Raw genomic sequence first — 15,419 nt, forward strand, 5'->3', positions numbered from 1 at the left:
GAGAACGTGACAGTACCGCTGTAACGTACCGTGCGCAGCATTCCTGCCGCTCGTCGACCGTTGAACGGCGTGAAAATGGCCTTCGTCGAGTCATATGCGGCTCACAGCTCCCCGGTTGGGTGCACTCAGTAGACATAAGGCAACCTGGTTACCGGCGTTGCGATAGTTGCGGGCGGCGCGCGGTGCGTCACGATGTGTGAGCAGGGATCGCGACCGGGCTGAACGGCCAGGTCTGTCAGACCGTAGGAGGAGCACGCAGCGATGTCGGTCGGTCATCCTGAGCGCACGTCCGAGGTGTCGGAACGCCCGGTCGACGTGCCCTCGGCTCAGGCGGCTGTAGCTGCGATGCCCACCACGACGGAGTCGTCGAAGGGCCGGATGCGGCAAATCGATGCGCTCCGGGTTCTGAGCTGCTTCTCCGTCGTCACCGTGCACGCCATCGGCGCCCCGTTCCCGCCGGACGACGTCGGCATCGGCGTGGCGAGCTTCCTGCTGCACTACAGCAGGGAGATCTTCTTCTTCGTCTCCGCGCTGGTGCTGGTGCGCACGTACCTGCCCCGCGTCGGGGAGAACGGCAGGCTGCCCGACGAGTCGGCGTTCCGGCGCAGGCGGCTCCGTCTGATCGGCATGCCGTACCTGTGGTGGACGACGCTGTACTTCGCGGTGTCGATCGTGCACAACCGCAATGTCGACCCGTGGGGCCAGGTCCTTGACGACCTGCCGCTGCGCTGGCTGTACCTCATGGTCACCGGCAACGGCAGCTACCACATGTACTTCCTGCTGGTCACGCTGCAGTTCGCGGTTGTGTTCCCGCTCGTGCTGCGGGTGCTGCGCAAGACGAAGGGCCACCACGGGCTCGTCCTGCTCGGCTCGCTGCTGCTGCAGGCCGCGACGCTGAGCGTCTACCAGTGGTTCTATCTGCCCGACGACGGCTGGCGCGGCATCCTCGGTGACGCGAGCCTGGTGGCCTACCAGTTCTGGATGGTCCTCGGGGCGGTCGCCGGGCTGCACATGCAGCGTTGGCACCGGATGATGATGACCTACTGGCGCTGGATTCTCGCGGCGTTCCCGGTGGCCACCGCGGTGCTGCTGTGGACGTTCTACGCGCAGCTGCCCACCCATGGCTCGCTCGGCGCGAGCAGCCCGCTGCAGCCGATCATGATCATGTGGTCGCTCGCGTCGCTCGGCGTGCTGTACCTGATCTCGGTCCAGATCATGGAGCGCGGCTCCGCGGCACTACGGACGATCTTCAGCTACGGCGCGCAGCTGTCCTTCGGCGTCTACCTGGCGCACCCGATGGTGCTGGACGTCGTGCTGTCGCTCATGCGCAGGCTCGGGCTGGCCCAGACGCAGTGGTGGTCGTCGCTGCTGGCGCTGGTCTGCACGGTGATCGGCGCGGTCGTGGTGTGCATGGCACTGCACCGGACCCGGTTCAGCCTCGCGTTGATGGGCCGTCCGAAGCTCGACCCGGAGCGCGCGCCCCGGCTGCGGCTGCGGATGCCCCGGCCCAGGATGATCGCGGGCCCCGCGCTGCTGCTGGCGATGAGCGTCGTGGCCGTGCTGCTGGTCGGCGGTGACCAGAGCCCGCCGTCGGAGAGTGGGACGCCGACGCCGGAGGAGATCGTCGAGGCGAGCAACCCGATGCTTCCGGCCGAGGACGACAGCACCGGGGCCGACGCCGGAGTCGATCCGGAGCCCGCGTGCGGCGACGTCTCGGTGGCGCCGCATGCCTGCTCGGTGGGCACTGACACACCACCAGGGGCCGTGACCCGCTGATCGGCCGTGTAGGCTGGTTGCTGAGCGCAACGGTAGATCTCTGCATCGCAGGCGGTGCTGAGACGAGGCTGACACTGGGCTGATACGCCGGGACGCTTCGTTGTCTTCAGACAATGGACCTTTGGCGGCGCCCTTTTGTGTGCCCCCGTAACTTCTCGAGAGAACAGAGCGAGACTCACACCTGTGACCATTGATGTCGCGTCCGAGTCGGCAACCGAAGCACCTGTTGCCGATGCTACTGAAACAACAGCCGTAACGACTTTCGCCGACCTCCCGCTGGACCCGGCCCTGCAGGCCGCCGTCGCGGAGCTCGGCTACGAGCGCCCCAGCCCGATCCAGGCCGAGGCGATCATTCCGGTGCTCGAAGGGCATGACCTGCTCGGGCAAGCAGCGACCGGTACCGGCAAGACGGCGGCGTTCATGCTGCCGATGCTCCAGCGTCTCGCCGACCGCCGCGCCGAGGCGCCCGGTCGCCGGGGCGTGTTCGGCCTGGTCCTGGCCCCCACCCGGGAGCTGGCGATGCAGGTCAACACCGCCGCCGCCCGCTACGGCGAGGGCCTCGGGGTCCGCACGCTCGCGGTCTACGGCGGTGCGCCGATCGGACCGCAGCTGGGTGCGCTGCGCAAGGGCGTCGACGTCGTCGTCGCCACCCCCGGCCGCGCGATCGACCTGATCAACCGCGGCGGGCTCAAGCTCGACGAGCTGGAGATCGCCGTCCTCGACGAGGCCGACGAGATGCTCGACATGGGCTTCGTCGAGGACATCGAGACCATCCTGGACGCGACCCCGGACACGCGTCAGGTGGTGCTGTTCTCGGCCACCATGCCGCGCCGGATCGAGAAGCTCGCGCAGAGCTACCTGCGTGAGCCGGTCACCGTCCGGATCAAGCGCGAAGAGGTCGCCGAGGGCACCGCGCCTCAGGTCAGGCAGAACGCCTACCTGGTTCCTCGGTCGCACACCACGGCCGCGCTCGGTCGAGTGCTGGAGCTGGAGCGGCCCCGGTCGGCGATCGTGTTCTGCCGCACCCGCGCGGATGTCGACGCCGTCACCGAGGCGCTGACCGGTCGCGGCCTGCGCGCCGAGGCGCTGCACGGCGGCATGGACCAGGAGCACCGGGGTCGTGTCGTCGAGCGGCTGCGCAGCGGTCGCACCGAGCTGCTGGTGGCGACCGACGTCGCCGCTCGCGGGCTCGACATCGACCTGCTGACGCACGTGGTCAACCACGACGTCCCGCAGACCGCCGAGGCCTACGTGCACCGCATCGGTCGCGTCGGGCGCGCCGGCCGTGAGGGTGTCGCGATCACGCTGGTCCCGCCGTCGAAGCGCTACATGCTGGGCGCCGTCGAGCGGCTGACCGGGCAGAAGATCACCGTGGCCTCGGTCCCGTCGCTGGGCAACCTGCGCACGGCCCGCCTGGCCAGGACCCGCGCCGAGCTGGTCGCGCACCTGACCCGCGCGGAGGAGGCGACCGCCGAGGCGGCTGCCGAGGCTCCGTCCGACGAGGTCCGCGCGATGATCAGCGAGCTCGCGCACGAGTACGACCCGCTGGCCGTCGCGGCGGCCGCTGTCCGATTGGCGCAGGACGCCGCGGGGGCGCCCGCCGACGAGGAAGAGATTCCGGTCATCAGCCCGAACCCGACGTCACGCGGCGGAGCCTCCGTTCGCGGCCCGCGTGGCTCGCGGCCGGAGCGTGGCCCTGGCCGGGAGCGCGGCGCGGGTGACCGTCCGCCGAAGGCCGGTACCGCTCGGCTGTTCGTCGCGGCAGGTCGCTCGGCCGGTATCCGCCCGCAGGACATCGTGGGTGCGCTGGCCAACGAGTCCCAGCTGTCCGGCAGGGACATCGGCACGATCCAGATCCACGAGCGGCACGCGCTGGTCGAGGTTCCGGAGTCGGCCGCGGACGAGGTGCTGCGCGAGCTGCGCGGCTCCACGATGCTGAAGGGCCGCCGCGCCAACGTGCGCCGCGACCGCGACCGCATCCGCTAGGTCTCGTTCCACACACCGTGAGTGCCGCGGCCGCCTATAGGTGGCCGCGGCACTCACGGTTTTCTGCTGTTCTAGGGTCGGGGTATGGCTATGGCTGAGTCGTTGCCGGAGGACTGGGACCGCTGGAAGGGCCAGGTCGATCTGACCGGCTACGACGAGCGTTGGCAGCGGATGGCGGAGGCGGGGGAGAACCCGCACGGCGAGGCCGATCTGGTCAGCAGCTTCCGGCCGTCCTCGGTGCTCGACGCGGGCTGCGGCACCGGCCGGGTCGGCATCGAGCTGGCGCAGCGTGGCATGCGGGTGGTCGGGGTGGACGCGGATGCGGACATGATCGCCGCCGCCCGCGCGAAGGCGCCCGACCTGGACTGGCGGCACGTCGATCTCGCCGCGCTGGATCTGACCGAGCAGTTCGACGTCGTCGTGCTGGCCGGCAACGTCGTGCCCTATGTCGCGGCCGACGACCGCCCGGCGGCGGTGGTGGCCTGCGCCCGCGCGTTGGCCCCCGGCGGACGGCTGATCGCCGGTTTCAGCCTGCGTCCCGACTGGCCCACCGCCGGTGACTACGACGCCTGGTGCGTCGACGCGGGCCTCGAGCTGGAGGACCGCTTCGCCACCTGGGCGGGCAGCGAGCGCTTCACCGACCAGCACGACTACCTCGTCGCGATCTACCGGGCGGCCTGAGGTGGCCGATCTCGAACAGCTGATCACGCCCGGCATGCGGATCGCGCTCGCCGACGGAACCGGCAGCCCGCGTTCGCTGCACGAGGCACTGAACCGCTCCGCCGCCCGCCACGGCGACCTGCGGCTGCTGCTCGGCTGGACCCCGTTCGCCGAACCTGGGCTCGACCTGACGCAGTTCGCCGACGTGCGCACCGTCATGTCCGGCTGGGGGCTGCGCGGCGCGGTCACCGCGGGCACGGTCACCCCGATCCCGGCTCGGATGTCCGCAGTCCCGGGGCTGCTCGCCGGCCCGTTGCGCCCCGATCTCCTCGTCGCGACGGTGGTCCGGACAGCCGACGGGCTGCGGTTCGGCTCCGAGGTGTCCTGGATGCGTGCCGCGATCGACGCGGGCATTCCGGTGGCCGCGGTGGTCAGCCGCACCACGGGGTGCGCCGACGCCGGTCCGCCACTGCGGGCGGACGCCGTCACGCTGCTCGGCGAGACCGACGACGCGCCGCGCGAGCTGACCTTCGCCACGCCCAGCCCAGAGCAGCTGCGGATCTGCGAGCACGCCGCCGGGCTGGTTCCCGAGGGCGCCCGTCTGCAGGTTGGCCCTGGACAGCTGGGCGCCGCGATGCTGAGGGCCGTGCGGGTCCCGGTCCGGATCGACTCCGGGCTCCTACCCGAGCAGGTCGTCGAGCTGGACGAACGCGGCCTGCTGATCGGCGAGCCGATGGCCGCGTACCTGGTGGGCAGCTCGCGGCTGTACGAATGGGCGGCCGGCCGCCCGGTGCTGCACGGCCTGGAGATCACGCACGACCTGGGACGGTTGTCGGGCGGCGAGCCGTTCATCGCGTTCAACACCGCGATCGAGGTCGACGTGGCCGGCCAGGTCAACGTGGAGGGCACCTCGTCTGCCATCGTCGGCGGCATCGGCGGACACGCCGACTACGCGGTCGCCGCGACCCGCTCGGTCGGCGGCCTGAGCATCATCGCGGTCGCCACCAGCCACAAGGGCCGCTCGACCCTGGTCCGCACGCTGTCCCGTCCGGTGTCCACCCCGTCTCAGGACGTGGACGTCGTGGTGACCGAGCGAGGCTGGGTGGACCTACGAGGCTGCACCCGCCCCGAACGCGCCAAGGCCCTCCTGGACCTCTGGGGCGAAGCCGGAGTCCGCGAGCCCTGACCATCCCGCGAGTCGGGACATTCCGCGGCGCGAGTCGCTGGATTCTGCCGCGCGAGTCGGGATATTCGTCAGGGTGAGTCGCGGAATTCGTCAGTAGGTTGGAGGCATGACCGCATTGCAGCTGCGCCCGGTGAGTTCGCTGTCCCAGACCCATCAGCTACTGGTCGGCCAGCAGCTCGACGGCTGGCCGGAGGTCGAGGTCGCCGACGACAAGGGCGTGACGGTCCGCGACGCCGCTGTCCGCTACACGGTCGAGGGCGACGCGGCCCGGTTCGCCGCCGAGGCGGGCCGGACGGACACGATCGACCGCAGCACCGGTGTCCGGGGCCGCGTGACAGCGATGAACCTCTACGGGGTCAGCGCCGGAACGGCGGTCGTCGTGGTCACGTTGCCCGACGCTCCGGACGCGGGCTCGCTGCGCTACGAGGTCAACGTACCCAGCTAGCGCTCGCTGGTGCGGGACATGCGCGGGCCGCGCCAGTACGCCCGTCGCACGACCTCGCAGACCTTGACGTCGTGTCGCAGACACTGCAGCGTCTGCGACACGACATAAGGCTCTGCGAAGTGGTGCCGGTGTGACCAACGGGAGGCGGCGCATGGCTCAGGCGGCGAGACCGGTCATGGTCGCGCTCTCCCGCCACAGCAGGTCACGTGCGTTGTCGTCGAGCGCCAGCTCCGAGGGGGCGGGGAAGGTGACCTGAGCTCTGACGAGCGAGACGTACACCCGCGGCGTGGGCGGGGACGTCGTGCCCAGCGTGAGCTCGGCGAGCACCTGGCCCGCACGTTCGACCGTCCCCGGGTAGAAGGCGGGCCTGAACCGGCTGACCAGGCGGAGCACCGGGAGAACGGCCACGCGCAGAGCGGTGCGGGCGGCGGCAGGTACATCGCCGGCGAGCCCGGTGTCCGGGGTCAGGCCGGGGTTGTACGCGACGACGGTGATCCCGCGTTCGGTGACGTCGTCCAGCACGGCCAGGGATCGCGCGGTCAGTACGTTGCACAGCTTGGACGCGGCGTAGGCCCGCATGCGGCCGGGTTTGGCGCTCGGGTGGGCCAGTGCCTCCGGGTCGAGCGTCGTGGGTCCCACCACCGGAATGATCTTCGGGTCGTGGGTGTCGCTGGCGGTGATGATCAGCCGGCCGCCGTCCGCGATGACCGGCAGCAGCAGCCGGGCGAGCAGGTAGTGCGCGAGGTGGTTGACCGCGAAGGTCACCCCGAAGCCGTCCTCGGTTCGCCGGGCGGGGTCCGGGCTGTTCAGTCCGGCGTTGAGCACCAGCGTGTCGATCCTGCGCTCGCCCAGACGCTGTGTCACCGCGTCGGCGAAGGAGCGGACGCTGTCGAGCGAGGCGAGATCGAGCGGAAGCACCTCGCTGCCCTCGGGCACCTGACGTCCGGTTCCTCTGGCGCCGATGATCAGGTGGGTGTCCGGCTCCTCGGCGAGCAGGCGCGCGGCGGCCTGGCCGATCCCGGCGGTGGCGCCGGTCATGACGATGATGCGGTTCGGGGGCATCGGGACTCCTCGTGGCGGTGACGGCTGATCTAAGATGCTCACGTGCATCTTAGCAGTTAAGATGCAGTCGTGTATCTTGAAGGGTGTTGTGGTGACCAGGCCGACTCGCCGCCGAGGCGCGGAACTCGACAACGCACTGCTCGCCGCCACGTGGGAGGAGCTGCTCGACCGCGGGTACGAGAACCTCACGATGGAGGCGGTGGCCGTCCGCGCCGGGACCAGTAGGCCGGTGATCGCGCGCCGATGGCCTGATCGGGCATCGCTGGCCATCGCGGCGATCCGGCACTCGTTCGAGCGCAATCCGCTCCCGGACGTGGACACCGGGACGCTGCGCGGCGACCTGCTGGCCATCCTCGAGGTCAAGGCGGCCACCCGGGCGAGCCTGATGACGACGCTGCCGCTGCGGATCGCAGCGCTCATTCAGGAGTCCGGCGTCGGGCCGCTGCAGTTCTTCGAGCAGCTGGGGATGGACCTGGCGGCCGGGCTCGAGCCGATCTGGGAACGAGCGGCACAGCGCGGCGAAGTCGACCTCGCCGCACTGCACCCGCGGATCCGCATCCTGCCGTTCGCGCTGGTCACGGTCGAGCTGTCCTACTCGCGGGGGCCGCTTCAGCCTGGCGCCATCGCCGAGATCCTCGACGTCGTCGTCCTGCCCCTGGTTCCCAGGAAATGAACTTTCAGCCGTCCAGCTCGGGATCGGTGAGCGCCGCGAGTGCCATGCGGCGCAGCATGCCGGTCGCGCGGTCCGGGCTGCCCTTCGACGTGCTGTGCGGCGTCGAGTTGAGCAGGCCGAACGCGCCGTGCGCGGCGACCCTCGCCGACTCGACGCTCAGGCCGGGGCTCAGCCGCCGCAGCGCGTCCACCCAGATTTCGACGTAGGCGCGCTGCAGCGTGCGCACCTGGCGGCGGTCCGGCGTCGGCAGGTTGGCCAGGTCGCGGTCCTGCACGGTGATCAGCTCCGGCTCGCGTACGGAGAAGTCGAGCTGGAAGTCGACCAGCGCGGCGAGCAGCTCACCCGGGTCGTCGATGTCGGTGGCGAGCGCCGTCCCGCCGGCCAGCAGGCGCTCGCTGATCCCGACCAGCATGCGCGCCAGTAGGGCTTCCTTGCTGGGGAAATGCCGGTACAGGGCCGGTCCGCTGATGCCGACGGCGGCCCCGAGCTCGACGATGCTGACCCCGTGGAACCCGTGCCGGGCGAACAGCAGCGCCGCTTCTCGCAGGATCTGCTCTTTGCGCGAGGTGATCGGCTGCGAAGTAGTGGGCTGCACCGCGCCAAGACTAGCGCTCGACGTTAATGAACGCTAACCTAGTTAACGAACGCTAACACCGGCAACGCCACGGGAGCCTGACCCACGATGGAAACACCGCCGCTGTCCAGCAGCGTCGACCCGTCGAGCGACGGGTACGCACGCAACGAGGCCTCGCACGAGAAGCTCGTCGGCGAGCTGGCGGACCGGCTGGGCACCGCCCGGCTCGGTGGCCCCGAGCGGGCCCGTACCCGGCACGTCGACCGGGGCAAGCTGCTGCCACGCGACCGTGTCGACTCGCTGGTCGACCCGTCGAGCCCGTTCCTGGAGCTGTCCCCGCTCGCCGCGAACGGCATGTACCGCGACGAGGCGCCCGGCGCCGGGATCATCACCGGCGTCGGCCGGGTCTCCGGACGCGAGTGCGTGATCGTCGCCAACGACGCCACGGTCAAGGGCGGCACCTACTTCCCGATCACGGTCAAGAAGCACCTGCGCGCCCAGGAGGTCGCGCTGCACAACAACCTGCCGTGCATCTACCTGGTCGACTCCGGCGGCGCGTTCCTGCCCGAGCAGGACGACGTGTTCCCGGACCGCGAGCACTTCGGCCGCATCTTCTACAACCAGGCGACGATGTCCTCGCGTGGCATCCCGCAGATCGCCGCCGTGCTCGGCTCGTGCACCGCGGGCGGCGCGTACGTGCCCGCGATGAGCGACCAGGCGGTGATCGTCCGCAACCAGGGCACGATCTTCCTGGGTGGCCCGCCGCTGGTGAAGGCCGCGACCGGCGAGGAGGTCACCGCCGAGGAGCTGGGCGGCGGTGACCTGCACTCCCGGACCTCCGGCGTGACCGACCACCTGGCCGACGACGACGCGCACGCGCTGCAGGTCGTCCGGTCGATCGTCTCGACCCTCGGCCCGCGCACGCCGGTTCCGTGGACGGTCCACCCGACCGTCGAGCCTGCCGTGGACCCCGCGCAGCTGTACGGCGCGGTCCCGACCGACTCGCGCACCAGCTACGACGTGCACGAGGTGATCTCCCGGATCGTCGACGGCAGCGAGTTCGCCGAGTTCAAGGCTGAGTACGGCTCGACGCTGGTCACCGGGTTCGCCCGGATCCACGGTCACCCGGTGGGCATCGTGGCGAACAACGGCGTGCTGTTCTCCGAGTCGGCGATGAAGGGCGCGCACTTCATCGAGCTGTGCGACCAGCGTTCGATCCCGCTGGTCTACCTGCAGAACATCACCGGCTTCATGGTCGGGCGCGAGTACGAGGCGGGCGGTATCGCCAAGCACGGCGCGAAGCTGGTCACCGCGACCGCGTGTGCCCGGGTCCCGAAGTTCACCGTTGTCATCGGCGGGTCGTTCGGCGCCGGCAACTACGCGATGTGCGGGCGCGCGTACTCGCCGAGGTTCCTGTGGATGTGGCCCAACGCCCGGATCTCGGTCATGGGCGGCGAGCAGGCCGCGACGGTGCTGTCGATGGTGCGCCGCGCCGACGACCCGGTGCCGGAGGACGAGTTCAAGGCCGGCATCCGCGACCAGTACGAGCGGCAGGGCAACCCGTACTACTCGACGGCCCGGCTGTGGGACGACGGCGTCATCGATCCCGCCGACACCCGCAGGGTCCTCGGCCTGGCCCTCGGCGCGGCGGCGAACGCCCCGCTGGAGCCGGTCCGCTACGGCGTCTTCCGGATGTGACCGCCGTGGCCAAGCAAGGAGCCGTGAGTGGCGAGTGGTCTCCTGGGACCACTCGGCACTCACGGGCGGTGACCTGGTCTTTTGTGGCTGTGAGGGGTATGTCGTGTTCGACACTGTTCTGATCGCCAATCGGGGCGAGATCGCGGTGCGGGTCATCCGCACGCTGCGTTCGCTAGGGGTTCGCAGCGTGGCGGTGTTCAGCGACGCGGACGCCGGTGCCCGGCACGTCGCCGAGGCCGACGTCGCGGTGCACATCGGGCCGACACCCGCCGGGCAGAGCTACCTCAACGTGCGTGCCGTGGTGGACGCCGCCGTGCGCACCGGCGCGCAGGCCGTGCACCCCGGTTACGGCTTCCTGTCCGAGAACGCCGAGTTCGCGCACGCCTGCGCCGACGCCGGACTGGTGTTCATCGGTCCGCCGGTCTCGGCGATCGAGGCGATGGGCGACAAGATCCGTGCCAAGGCGACCGTGTCGGCGGCCGGTGTCCCGGTGGTCCCGGGCGGCGGTGAGGCGGGCCAGTCGGATGACGAGCTGGCTCGGATCGCGCGGGAGACCGGCTTCCCGGTGCTGCTCAAGCCCTCGGCGGGCGGCGGCGGCAAGGGTATGCGGCTGGTGCACGCCGAGGCGGAGCTGACCGACGCGATCACCGGCGCCCGCCGCGAGGCCCGGAGCAGCTTCGGCGACGACACACTGCTGGTCGAGCGGTTCATCAGCGACCCGAGGCACATCGAGATCCAAGTGCTCGCCGACCAGCACGGCACGGTCCTGCATCTCGGCGAGCGTGAGTGCAGCCTGCAGCGCCGCCACCAAAAGATCATCGAGGAGGCGCCGTCGCCGCTGCTCACACCGGAGCAGCGCGAGGCCATGGGCTCTGCCGCGGTCGAAGCGGCGCGGGCCTGCGGGTACAGCGGGGCCGGGACCGTCGAGTTCATCGTCTCGGGGCACCCGAGTATCAATTCAGCCGGCGGCCCGGTTTATGACTACTTCTTCATGGAGATGAACACCCGGCTGCAGGTTGAGCACCCGGTCACCGAGATGGTCACCGGCCTGGACCTGGTCGAGCTGCAGCTGCGCGTCGCCGCGGGGGAGAAGCTGGGCCTGACTCAGAGCGACATCGTCCTCGACGGGCACGCCGTCGAGGCGCGGGTCTACGCCGAGGACCCGGCGCGCGGGTTCCTGCCCACCGGCGGCACGGTGCTGCGGCTGCACGAGCCGTCCGGGCCGGGCCTGCGCGTCGACTCGGCGTTGCGGCCCGACCTGGAGGTCGGCGGCGCCTACGACCCGATGCTCGCCAAGGTCATCGCGCACGGACCGGACCGGGAGACCGCGCTGCGCCGACTCGACGGCGCACTGGCGGACACCTCGATCCTGGGTGTGTCCACCAACGTCGCGTTCCTGCGGGCGCTGCTGCGGCACCCGTCGGTGGTCGCCGGCGAGCTGGACACCGGTCTGGTGGAGCGCGCACTGGACGACCTGGTCGACGACCGGATCCCGGACCCGGTGTACGCGGTCGCCGCGCTGCAACGGGTGCTGGAACTGGAGCCGGCCGGTCCGCTGACCGACCCGTGGGCCATCCCCGGCGGCTGGCGGCTCGGCGAGCCTGCGTGGAGCACCTGGCGGTTCGAGCTGTCCGGCCACGACCCGGTGGACGTCCGGGTCAGGGGCAGGGCCGACGCCGCCGAGGTGGCCGTCGGCGATGCCGAACCCACGCACTGCGCACTGCGCGCCGAGGGCCCCGACCTGGTGCTCAGCTATTCCGGCGCGACCCAGCGCTACGCCACTGCCGGTGTGAACGGCCAACGCTGGCTGGGGCGCAGGGGCCGTAGCTGGGCGCTGTCCGAGACCGGACCTCTCGCGGCGGCCCGAGGCGGCGCCGCTGGCGAAGCGGGCGGCACGGTGCGCAGCCCGATGCCCGGGACCGTGCTGACCGTGTCGGTCGCCGACGGCGACGCCGTCACGGCCGGCCAGCCGCTGCTGGTCATCGAGGCGATGAAGATGGAACACACCCTGGCGGCACCCACCGACGGCGTGGTGTCCGACCTCGTGGTCAAGCCCGGCCAGCAGGTCGCCGTCGACCAAGCACTGATCACCGTAGTAGCCGACACCGCTGGAGAGCAGTCATGATCGACCACAGGTTGTCCGAGGAGTACTCGGACCTGCGCAAGACCGTCGAGGAGTTCGCCCACGAGCAGGTCGCGCCGGTGATCGGGGAGTTCTACGAGAAGGAGGAGTTCCCCTACGAGCTGGTCGACCAGATGGGCAAGATGGGCCTGTTCGGCCTGCCCTTCCCCGAGGAGCACGGCGGCATGGGTGGTGACTACTTCGCGCTGTGCCTCGCGCTGGAGGAGCTGGCCAGGGTCGACTCGTCGGTGGCGATCACCCTGGAAGCCGGGGTCTCGCTGGGCGCGATGCCGATCTACCGCTTCGGCTCGGACGAGCAGAAGCAGCGTTGGCTGCCCGAGCTGTGCTCAGGTGAGAAGCTCGCCGGTTTCGGGCTGACCGAGCCCGGCGGCGGCTCGGACGCCGGCGCCACCCGCACGACCGCCGTTCTCGACGGAGACGAGTGGGTGATCAACGGCTCGAAGTCGTTCATCACCAACTCCGGCACCGACATCACCTCGGCCGTCACCGTCACCTGCGTGACCGGAAACCACGACGGCCGCAAGGAGATCTCGGCGATCATCGTCCCGGCAGGTACGCCGGGCTTCAGCGTCGCGCCGAAGTACTCGAAGGTCGGCTGGAACGCCTCCGACACCCACGAGCTGTCCTTCGACGACTGCCGGGTGCCCGCGTCGAACCTGCTCGGTGAGCGCGGCAAGGGCTACGCCCAGTTCCTGCGCATCCTCGACGAGGGCCGCATCGCCATCGCGGCGGTGTCGGTCGGACTGGCTCAGGGCTGTGTCGACGAGTGCCTGCGCTACACCCGTGAGCGCGAGGCGTTCGGCCACACGATCGGCACCTACCAGGTCATCCAGTTCAAGATCGCCGACATGGAGGCCCGCACGCACACCGCGCGGCTGGCCTACTACCACGCGGCGAGCAAGATGCTGTGCGGCGAACCGTTCAAGAAGGAAGCGGCGATCGCCAAGCTCGTCGCGTCCAATGCCGCGATGGACAACGCGCGCGACGCCACCCAGATCTTCGGCGGCTACGGCTTCATGAACGAGTTCCCGGTCGGCCGCTTCTACCGGGACGCCAAGATCCTGGAGATCGGCGAGGGCACCTCGGAGGTCCAGCGCATGCTGATCGCCCGCGAGCTGGGCGCTACCGGCTAGGCCGCAGCACGACGATCTCTCGCACGACTTCGCAGAGCTTCACGTCGCGTCGCAGACGCTGCAGTATCTGCGATGCGACACCAGGCTCTGCAAAGTGCTACCGGCTATGCCGTAGCGCGACCATCCCGAAGGTCGCGGCGGCCGCCAGCGCGCCGGCCGCCATGCCGATGAACGTCGCCCAGTGCCAGCCGGACAGGGAACCGGCGGCAAGGCCGATCACGACACCGGTCACGGCGCCCGCCGCGATGCTCAGCAGCAGCGACGTGGCCGGTTGCGGCTGGCTGTGTACGAACGCCATGAGCAGCGGCAACCCCATCGGCGCGATCATCGACCAGACCAGCAGCGGCGTCGGCTCGCCGAAGACCAGCTTGACCGTCACGATCACCGCCGCGATGCCGATGCCCAGCACCGTCCAGATCACCAGGACACCGGGACTGATCCGCCTCGGCAGGTCGTCTGCGTCGGACGGGCCCGACGCAGGGTCGAGCCACAGCGCCATCATGGCCGCCGCCATGGCGCCGAGCCCGTCCTTCCAGCTGCCCCGACTCATGGCATGGAACGCTAGCGGGGAGCTGGGCGACGGCCGAGAGATTTAGCGAGCGACCTCGGCGAGGAAGGTAGCGAAGGCGGGGCGGGTCAGTTCCAGGACCGGGCTGGACGAGCCGAGCTTCGAGTCCCGCACGCCGACGGTGGTCCCGAAGATGCCGATCTCGACGCAGTCGCCGCCGTCGTCGTGGCTGTAGGACGACTTGATGAACCGGGTATGTGTCCACTCAACGTTGGAGTCGGTCATCCGCAGCTCAGCCCTCCTGACGCAACTTCACTCGATCTGGCCTGCCAAATTGAGTATAAAGCTACGAGATTCGACCGGACCGAGAGCGACGCGATAGAGCTGGTTGACGAGGTTGGTGTAGCGCACGACCTCCGACGGTTTGTCGAGATAGAGGGCGTCTCCGTAGATACCGATGTAGACGATGTCGGTGCTGGTGTCGGTGTCAAAGCGGAAGATCGTGAAGCCGAAGCCCAGTGCCGCGTAGGACTGGGTGTCGAACGGGATGATCTGGACAGTGACGTTCGGCAGCAGCGCAAGCTCGGCCACGTGCCGCAGCTGCGCCGCCATGACGTCCGGGGTTCCGATCTGCCGCCGCAGGGCCGACTCGCTGAGTACGAACGAGAACTCCGGTGGGTTCTCCCTGGTCAGGATCGCTTGGCGTTCCTGGCGGAGCCGGATGTGTTCGTCGACGTCGGAGTTGTTGGGATCGTTCCCGCCGCCGGCGAAGATGCCCCGGATGTAGTCGGGAGTCTGCATGTTGCCGGGGATCACCTCGGACCCGACGACCATCACCTCGGTCGCGCTGCGCTCGAAGTCCTGGAACGCGCGGAACCATTGCGGTCCTCGGTAGAGCGCGGCTTCGCTCCGGGGCCGGCCTCGGCGTCGCGCGCCCTTCTGGAGTTCGCGGCACCACACCTTGTCCTTCTCCGACGCCTTGTACAGCGACAGGAGGGTCTCCAGCTCCAGGGTGGTGACGCTGACCTTGCCGTTCTCCAGTCGGCTGATCTTGTTCGGGTTCCTGCCGAGGTGCTCGGCGGCCTCGTCCTGGCGCAGTCCGACCGCGTCACGCAGCTTCCGCAGCTCATTGCCCAGCTGGCGCTTCTGCATGGTGACCGTCTTGGTCGGGTCCGTCATCCAGGTCTCCGATGCCGTAGATGTATCTACATTTTGGATCTACTGCTAGGCTTGCGAAGCGAATATACAATATCAGCTTGAGGGGAGCTGTGGTGAATCTGATCGTCTACGCCGTGCATGCGGTGCGGGCCGAGGAGATTTCGACGACCGCGCTGGTGACGTCCAGCCTGCCGCCCGCCGAGCGGTACGCGGAGGTGCTGAGCAGCGATCCTGGAGTGCTCGCGGCGGGGGTGACCAGGTTCGAGCTCGACGTCACCGGCCGACGCACCGCCGTGGCGCTGTACGTCGCGGGGGCTCGTCAGCAGGCGCCGTACGTGTCCGACGACCGGAGGATCTACGCGAACGGTCGTTGAGAAGGAAAGTTTCCCGCCCGGTCACCGATGACTTGCCCGGTTC

General features: G+C 69.8%; 15 protein-coding genes. 10 read left to right on the plus strand and 5 right to left on the minus strand.

The features are described 5' to 3' along the window. Positions 1-261 precede the first annotated feature (261 nt). The 5 genes from G406_RS0139975 to G406_RS0139995 all read left to right on the plus strand — a co-directional run bounded on the left by G406_RS0139975 (position 262) and on the right by G406_RS0139995 (position 6,053). Complete coding sequence (locus G406_RS0139975) at positions 262-1,776, plus strand: acyltransferase (RefSeq protein WP_028938214.1); 1,515 nt, start codon at positions 262-264, stop codon at positions 1,774-1,776. Positions 1,777-1,959: 183 nt separating this feature from the next. Continuing rightward, the gene (locus G406_RS0139980; RefSeq protein ID WP_028938215.1) at positions 1,960-3,762 is read left to right on the plus strand and encodes a DEAD/DEAH box helicase; all 1,803 of its coding nucleotides are present in this window, start codon (positions 1,960-1,962) and stop codon (positions 3,760-3,762) included. Between the two features lie 84 nt (positions 3,763-3,846). Continuing rightward, positions 3,847-4,443 carry a class I SAM-dependent methyltransferase gene (locus G406_RS0139985; protein WP_245607389.1) on the plus strand — a complete coding sequence of 199 codons (597 nt, stop codon included), beginning with the start codon at positions 3,847-3,849 and terminating at the stop codon, positions 4,441-4,443. Position 4,444: 1 nt separating this feature from the next. Then, entirely contained in the window at positions 4,445-5,608 is a 1,164-nt protein-coding gene (locus tag G406_RS0139990; RefSeq protein WP_028938217.1) for an acetyl-CoA hydrolase/transferase C-terminal domain-containing protein, read from the plus strand. 106 nt (positions 5,609-5,714) lie between these two features. Then, positions 5,715-6,053: a hypothetical protein gene (locus G406_RS0139995; RefSeq protein ID WP_028938218.1), complete on the plus strand. Its 339-nt coding sequence runs from the start codon at positions 5,715-5,717 to the stop codon at positions 6,051-6,053. A 156-nt stretch (positions 6,054-6,209) separates the two neighbouring features. Here the strand turns inward: G406_RS0139995 and G406_RS0140000 are convergent, their stop codons facing one another. Beyond that, on the minus strand, positions 6,210-7,115 hold the full coding sequence (locus G406_RS0140000; protein ID WP_028938219.1) for an SDR family NAD(P)-dependent oxidoreductase: 906 nt from the start codon (positions 7,113-7,115) through the stop codon (positions 6,210-6,212). 91 nt (positions 7,116-7,206) lie between these two features. Between G406_RS0140000 and G406_RS0140005 the strand changes: the two genes are divergently transcribed. Continuing rightward, positions 7,207-7,788, plus strand: coding sequence for a TetR/AcrR family transcriptional regulator (locus G406_RS0140005; protein ID WP_169736879.1), 582 nt, complete (start codon positions 7,207-7,209; stop codon positions 7,786-7,788). A 4-nt stretch (positions 7,789-7,792) separates the two neighbouring features. Here G406_RS0140005 and G406_RS0140010 read toward each other — a convergent pair whose 3' ends face one another. Further along, complete coding sequence (locus G406_RS0140010; protein WP_028938221.1) at positions 7,793-8,383, minus strand: SACE_7040 family transcriptional regulator; 591 nt, start codon at positions 8,381-8,383, stop codon at positions 7,793-7,795. A gap of 87 nt (positions 8,384-8,470) precedes the next feature. Here G406_RS0140010 and G406_RS0140015 point away from each other — a divergent pair, with 87 nt between their 5' ends. The 3 genes from G406_RS0140015 to G406_RS0140025 all read left to right on the plus strand — a co-directional run bounded on the left by G406_RS0140015 (position 8,471) and on the right by G406_RS0140025 (position 13,336). Further along, the gene (locus G406_RS0140015; protein WP_028938222.1) at positions 8,471-10,060 is read left to right on the plus strand and encodes a carboxyl transferase domain-containing protein; all 1,590 of its coding nucleotides are present in this window, start codon (positions 8,471-8,473) and stop codon (positions 10,058-10,060) included. A 103-nt stretch (positions 10,061-10,163) separates the two neighbouring features. After that, a complete protein-coding gene (locus G406_RS0140020; protein ID WP_028938223.1) occupies positions 10,164-12,185 on the plus strand; it encodes an acetyl/propionyl/methylcrotonyl-CoA carboxylase subunit alpha in 2,022 nt (673 codons plus the stop codon). Then, on the plus strand, positions 12,182-13,336 hold the full coding sequence (locus G406_RS0140025; RefSeq protein ID WP_028938224.1) for an acyl-CoA dehydrogenase family protein: 1,155 nt from the start codon (positions 12,182-12,184) through the stop codon (positions 13,334-13,336). Before G406_RS0140020 ends, G406_RS0140025 begins: the two co-directional genes overlap by 4 nt. Before the next feature lie 97 nt (positions 13,337-13,433). On the opposite strand, the gene G406_RS0140030 is transcribed toward G406_RS0140025, so the two are convergent. The 3 genes from G406_RS0140030 to G406_RS0140040 are packed head-to-tail and all read right to left on the minus strand — an operon-like array spanning position 13,434 to position 15,023. Continuing rightward, positions 13,434-13,886, minus strand: coding sequence for a hypothetical protein (locus tag G406_RS0140030; RefSeq protein WP_037080997.1), 453 nt, complete (start codon positions 13,884-13,886; stop codon positions 13,434-13,436). A 42-nt stretch (positions 13,887-13,928) separates the two neighbouring features. Further along, the gene (locus G406_RS0140035) at positions 13,929-14,129 is read right to left on the minus strand and encodes a DUF397 domain-containing protein (RefSeq protein WP_028938226.1); all 201 of its coding nucleotides are present in this window, start codon (positions 14,127-14,129) and stop codon (positions 13,929-13,931) included. Positions 14,130-14,156: 27 nt separating this feature from the next. Next, the gene (locus G406_RS0140040) at positions 14,157-15,023 is read right to left on the minus strand and encodes a helix-turn-helix domain-containing protein (RefSeq protein WP_028938227.1); all 867 of its coding nucleotides are present in this window, start codon (positions 15,021-15,023) and stop codon (positions 14,157-14,159) included. Between the two features lie 92 nt (positions 15,024-15,115). Here G406_RS0140040 and G406_RS0140045 point away from each other — a divergent pair, with 92 nt between their 5' ends. After that, positions 15,116-15,376: a hypothetical protein gene (locus tag G406_RS0140045; protein ID WP_156935401.1), complete on the plus strand. Its 261-nt coding sequence runs from the start codon at positions 15,116-15,118 to the stop codon at positions 15,374-15,376. Positions 15,377-15,419 lie beyond the last annotated feature (43 nt).

Origin of the sequence: Actinospineispora spinosispora DSM 44797, assembly GCF_000429025.1 — a bacterium.
GTDB lineage: Bacteria > Actinomycetota > Actinomycetes > Mycobacteriales > Pseudonocardiaceae > Pseudonocardia > Pseudonocardia spinosispora.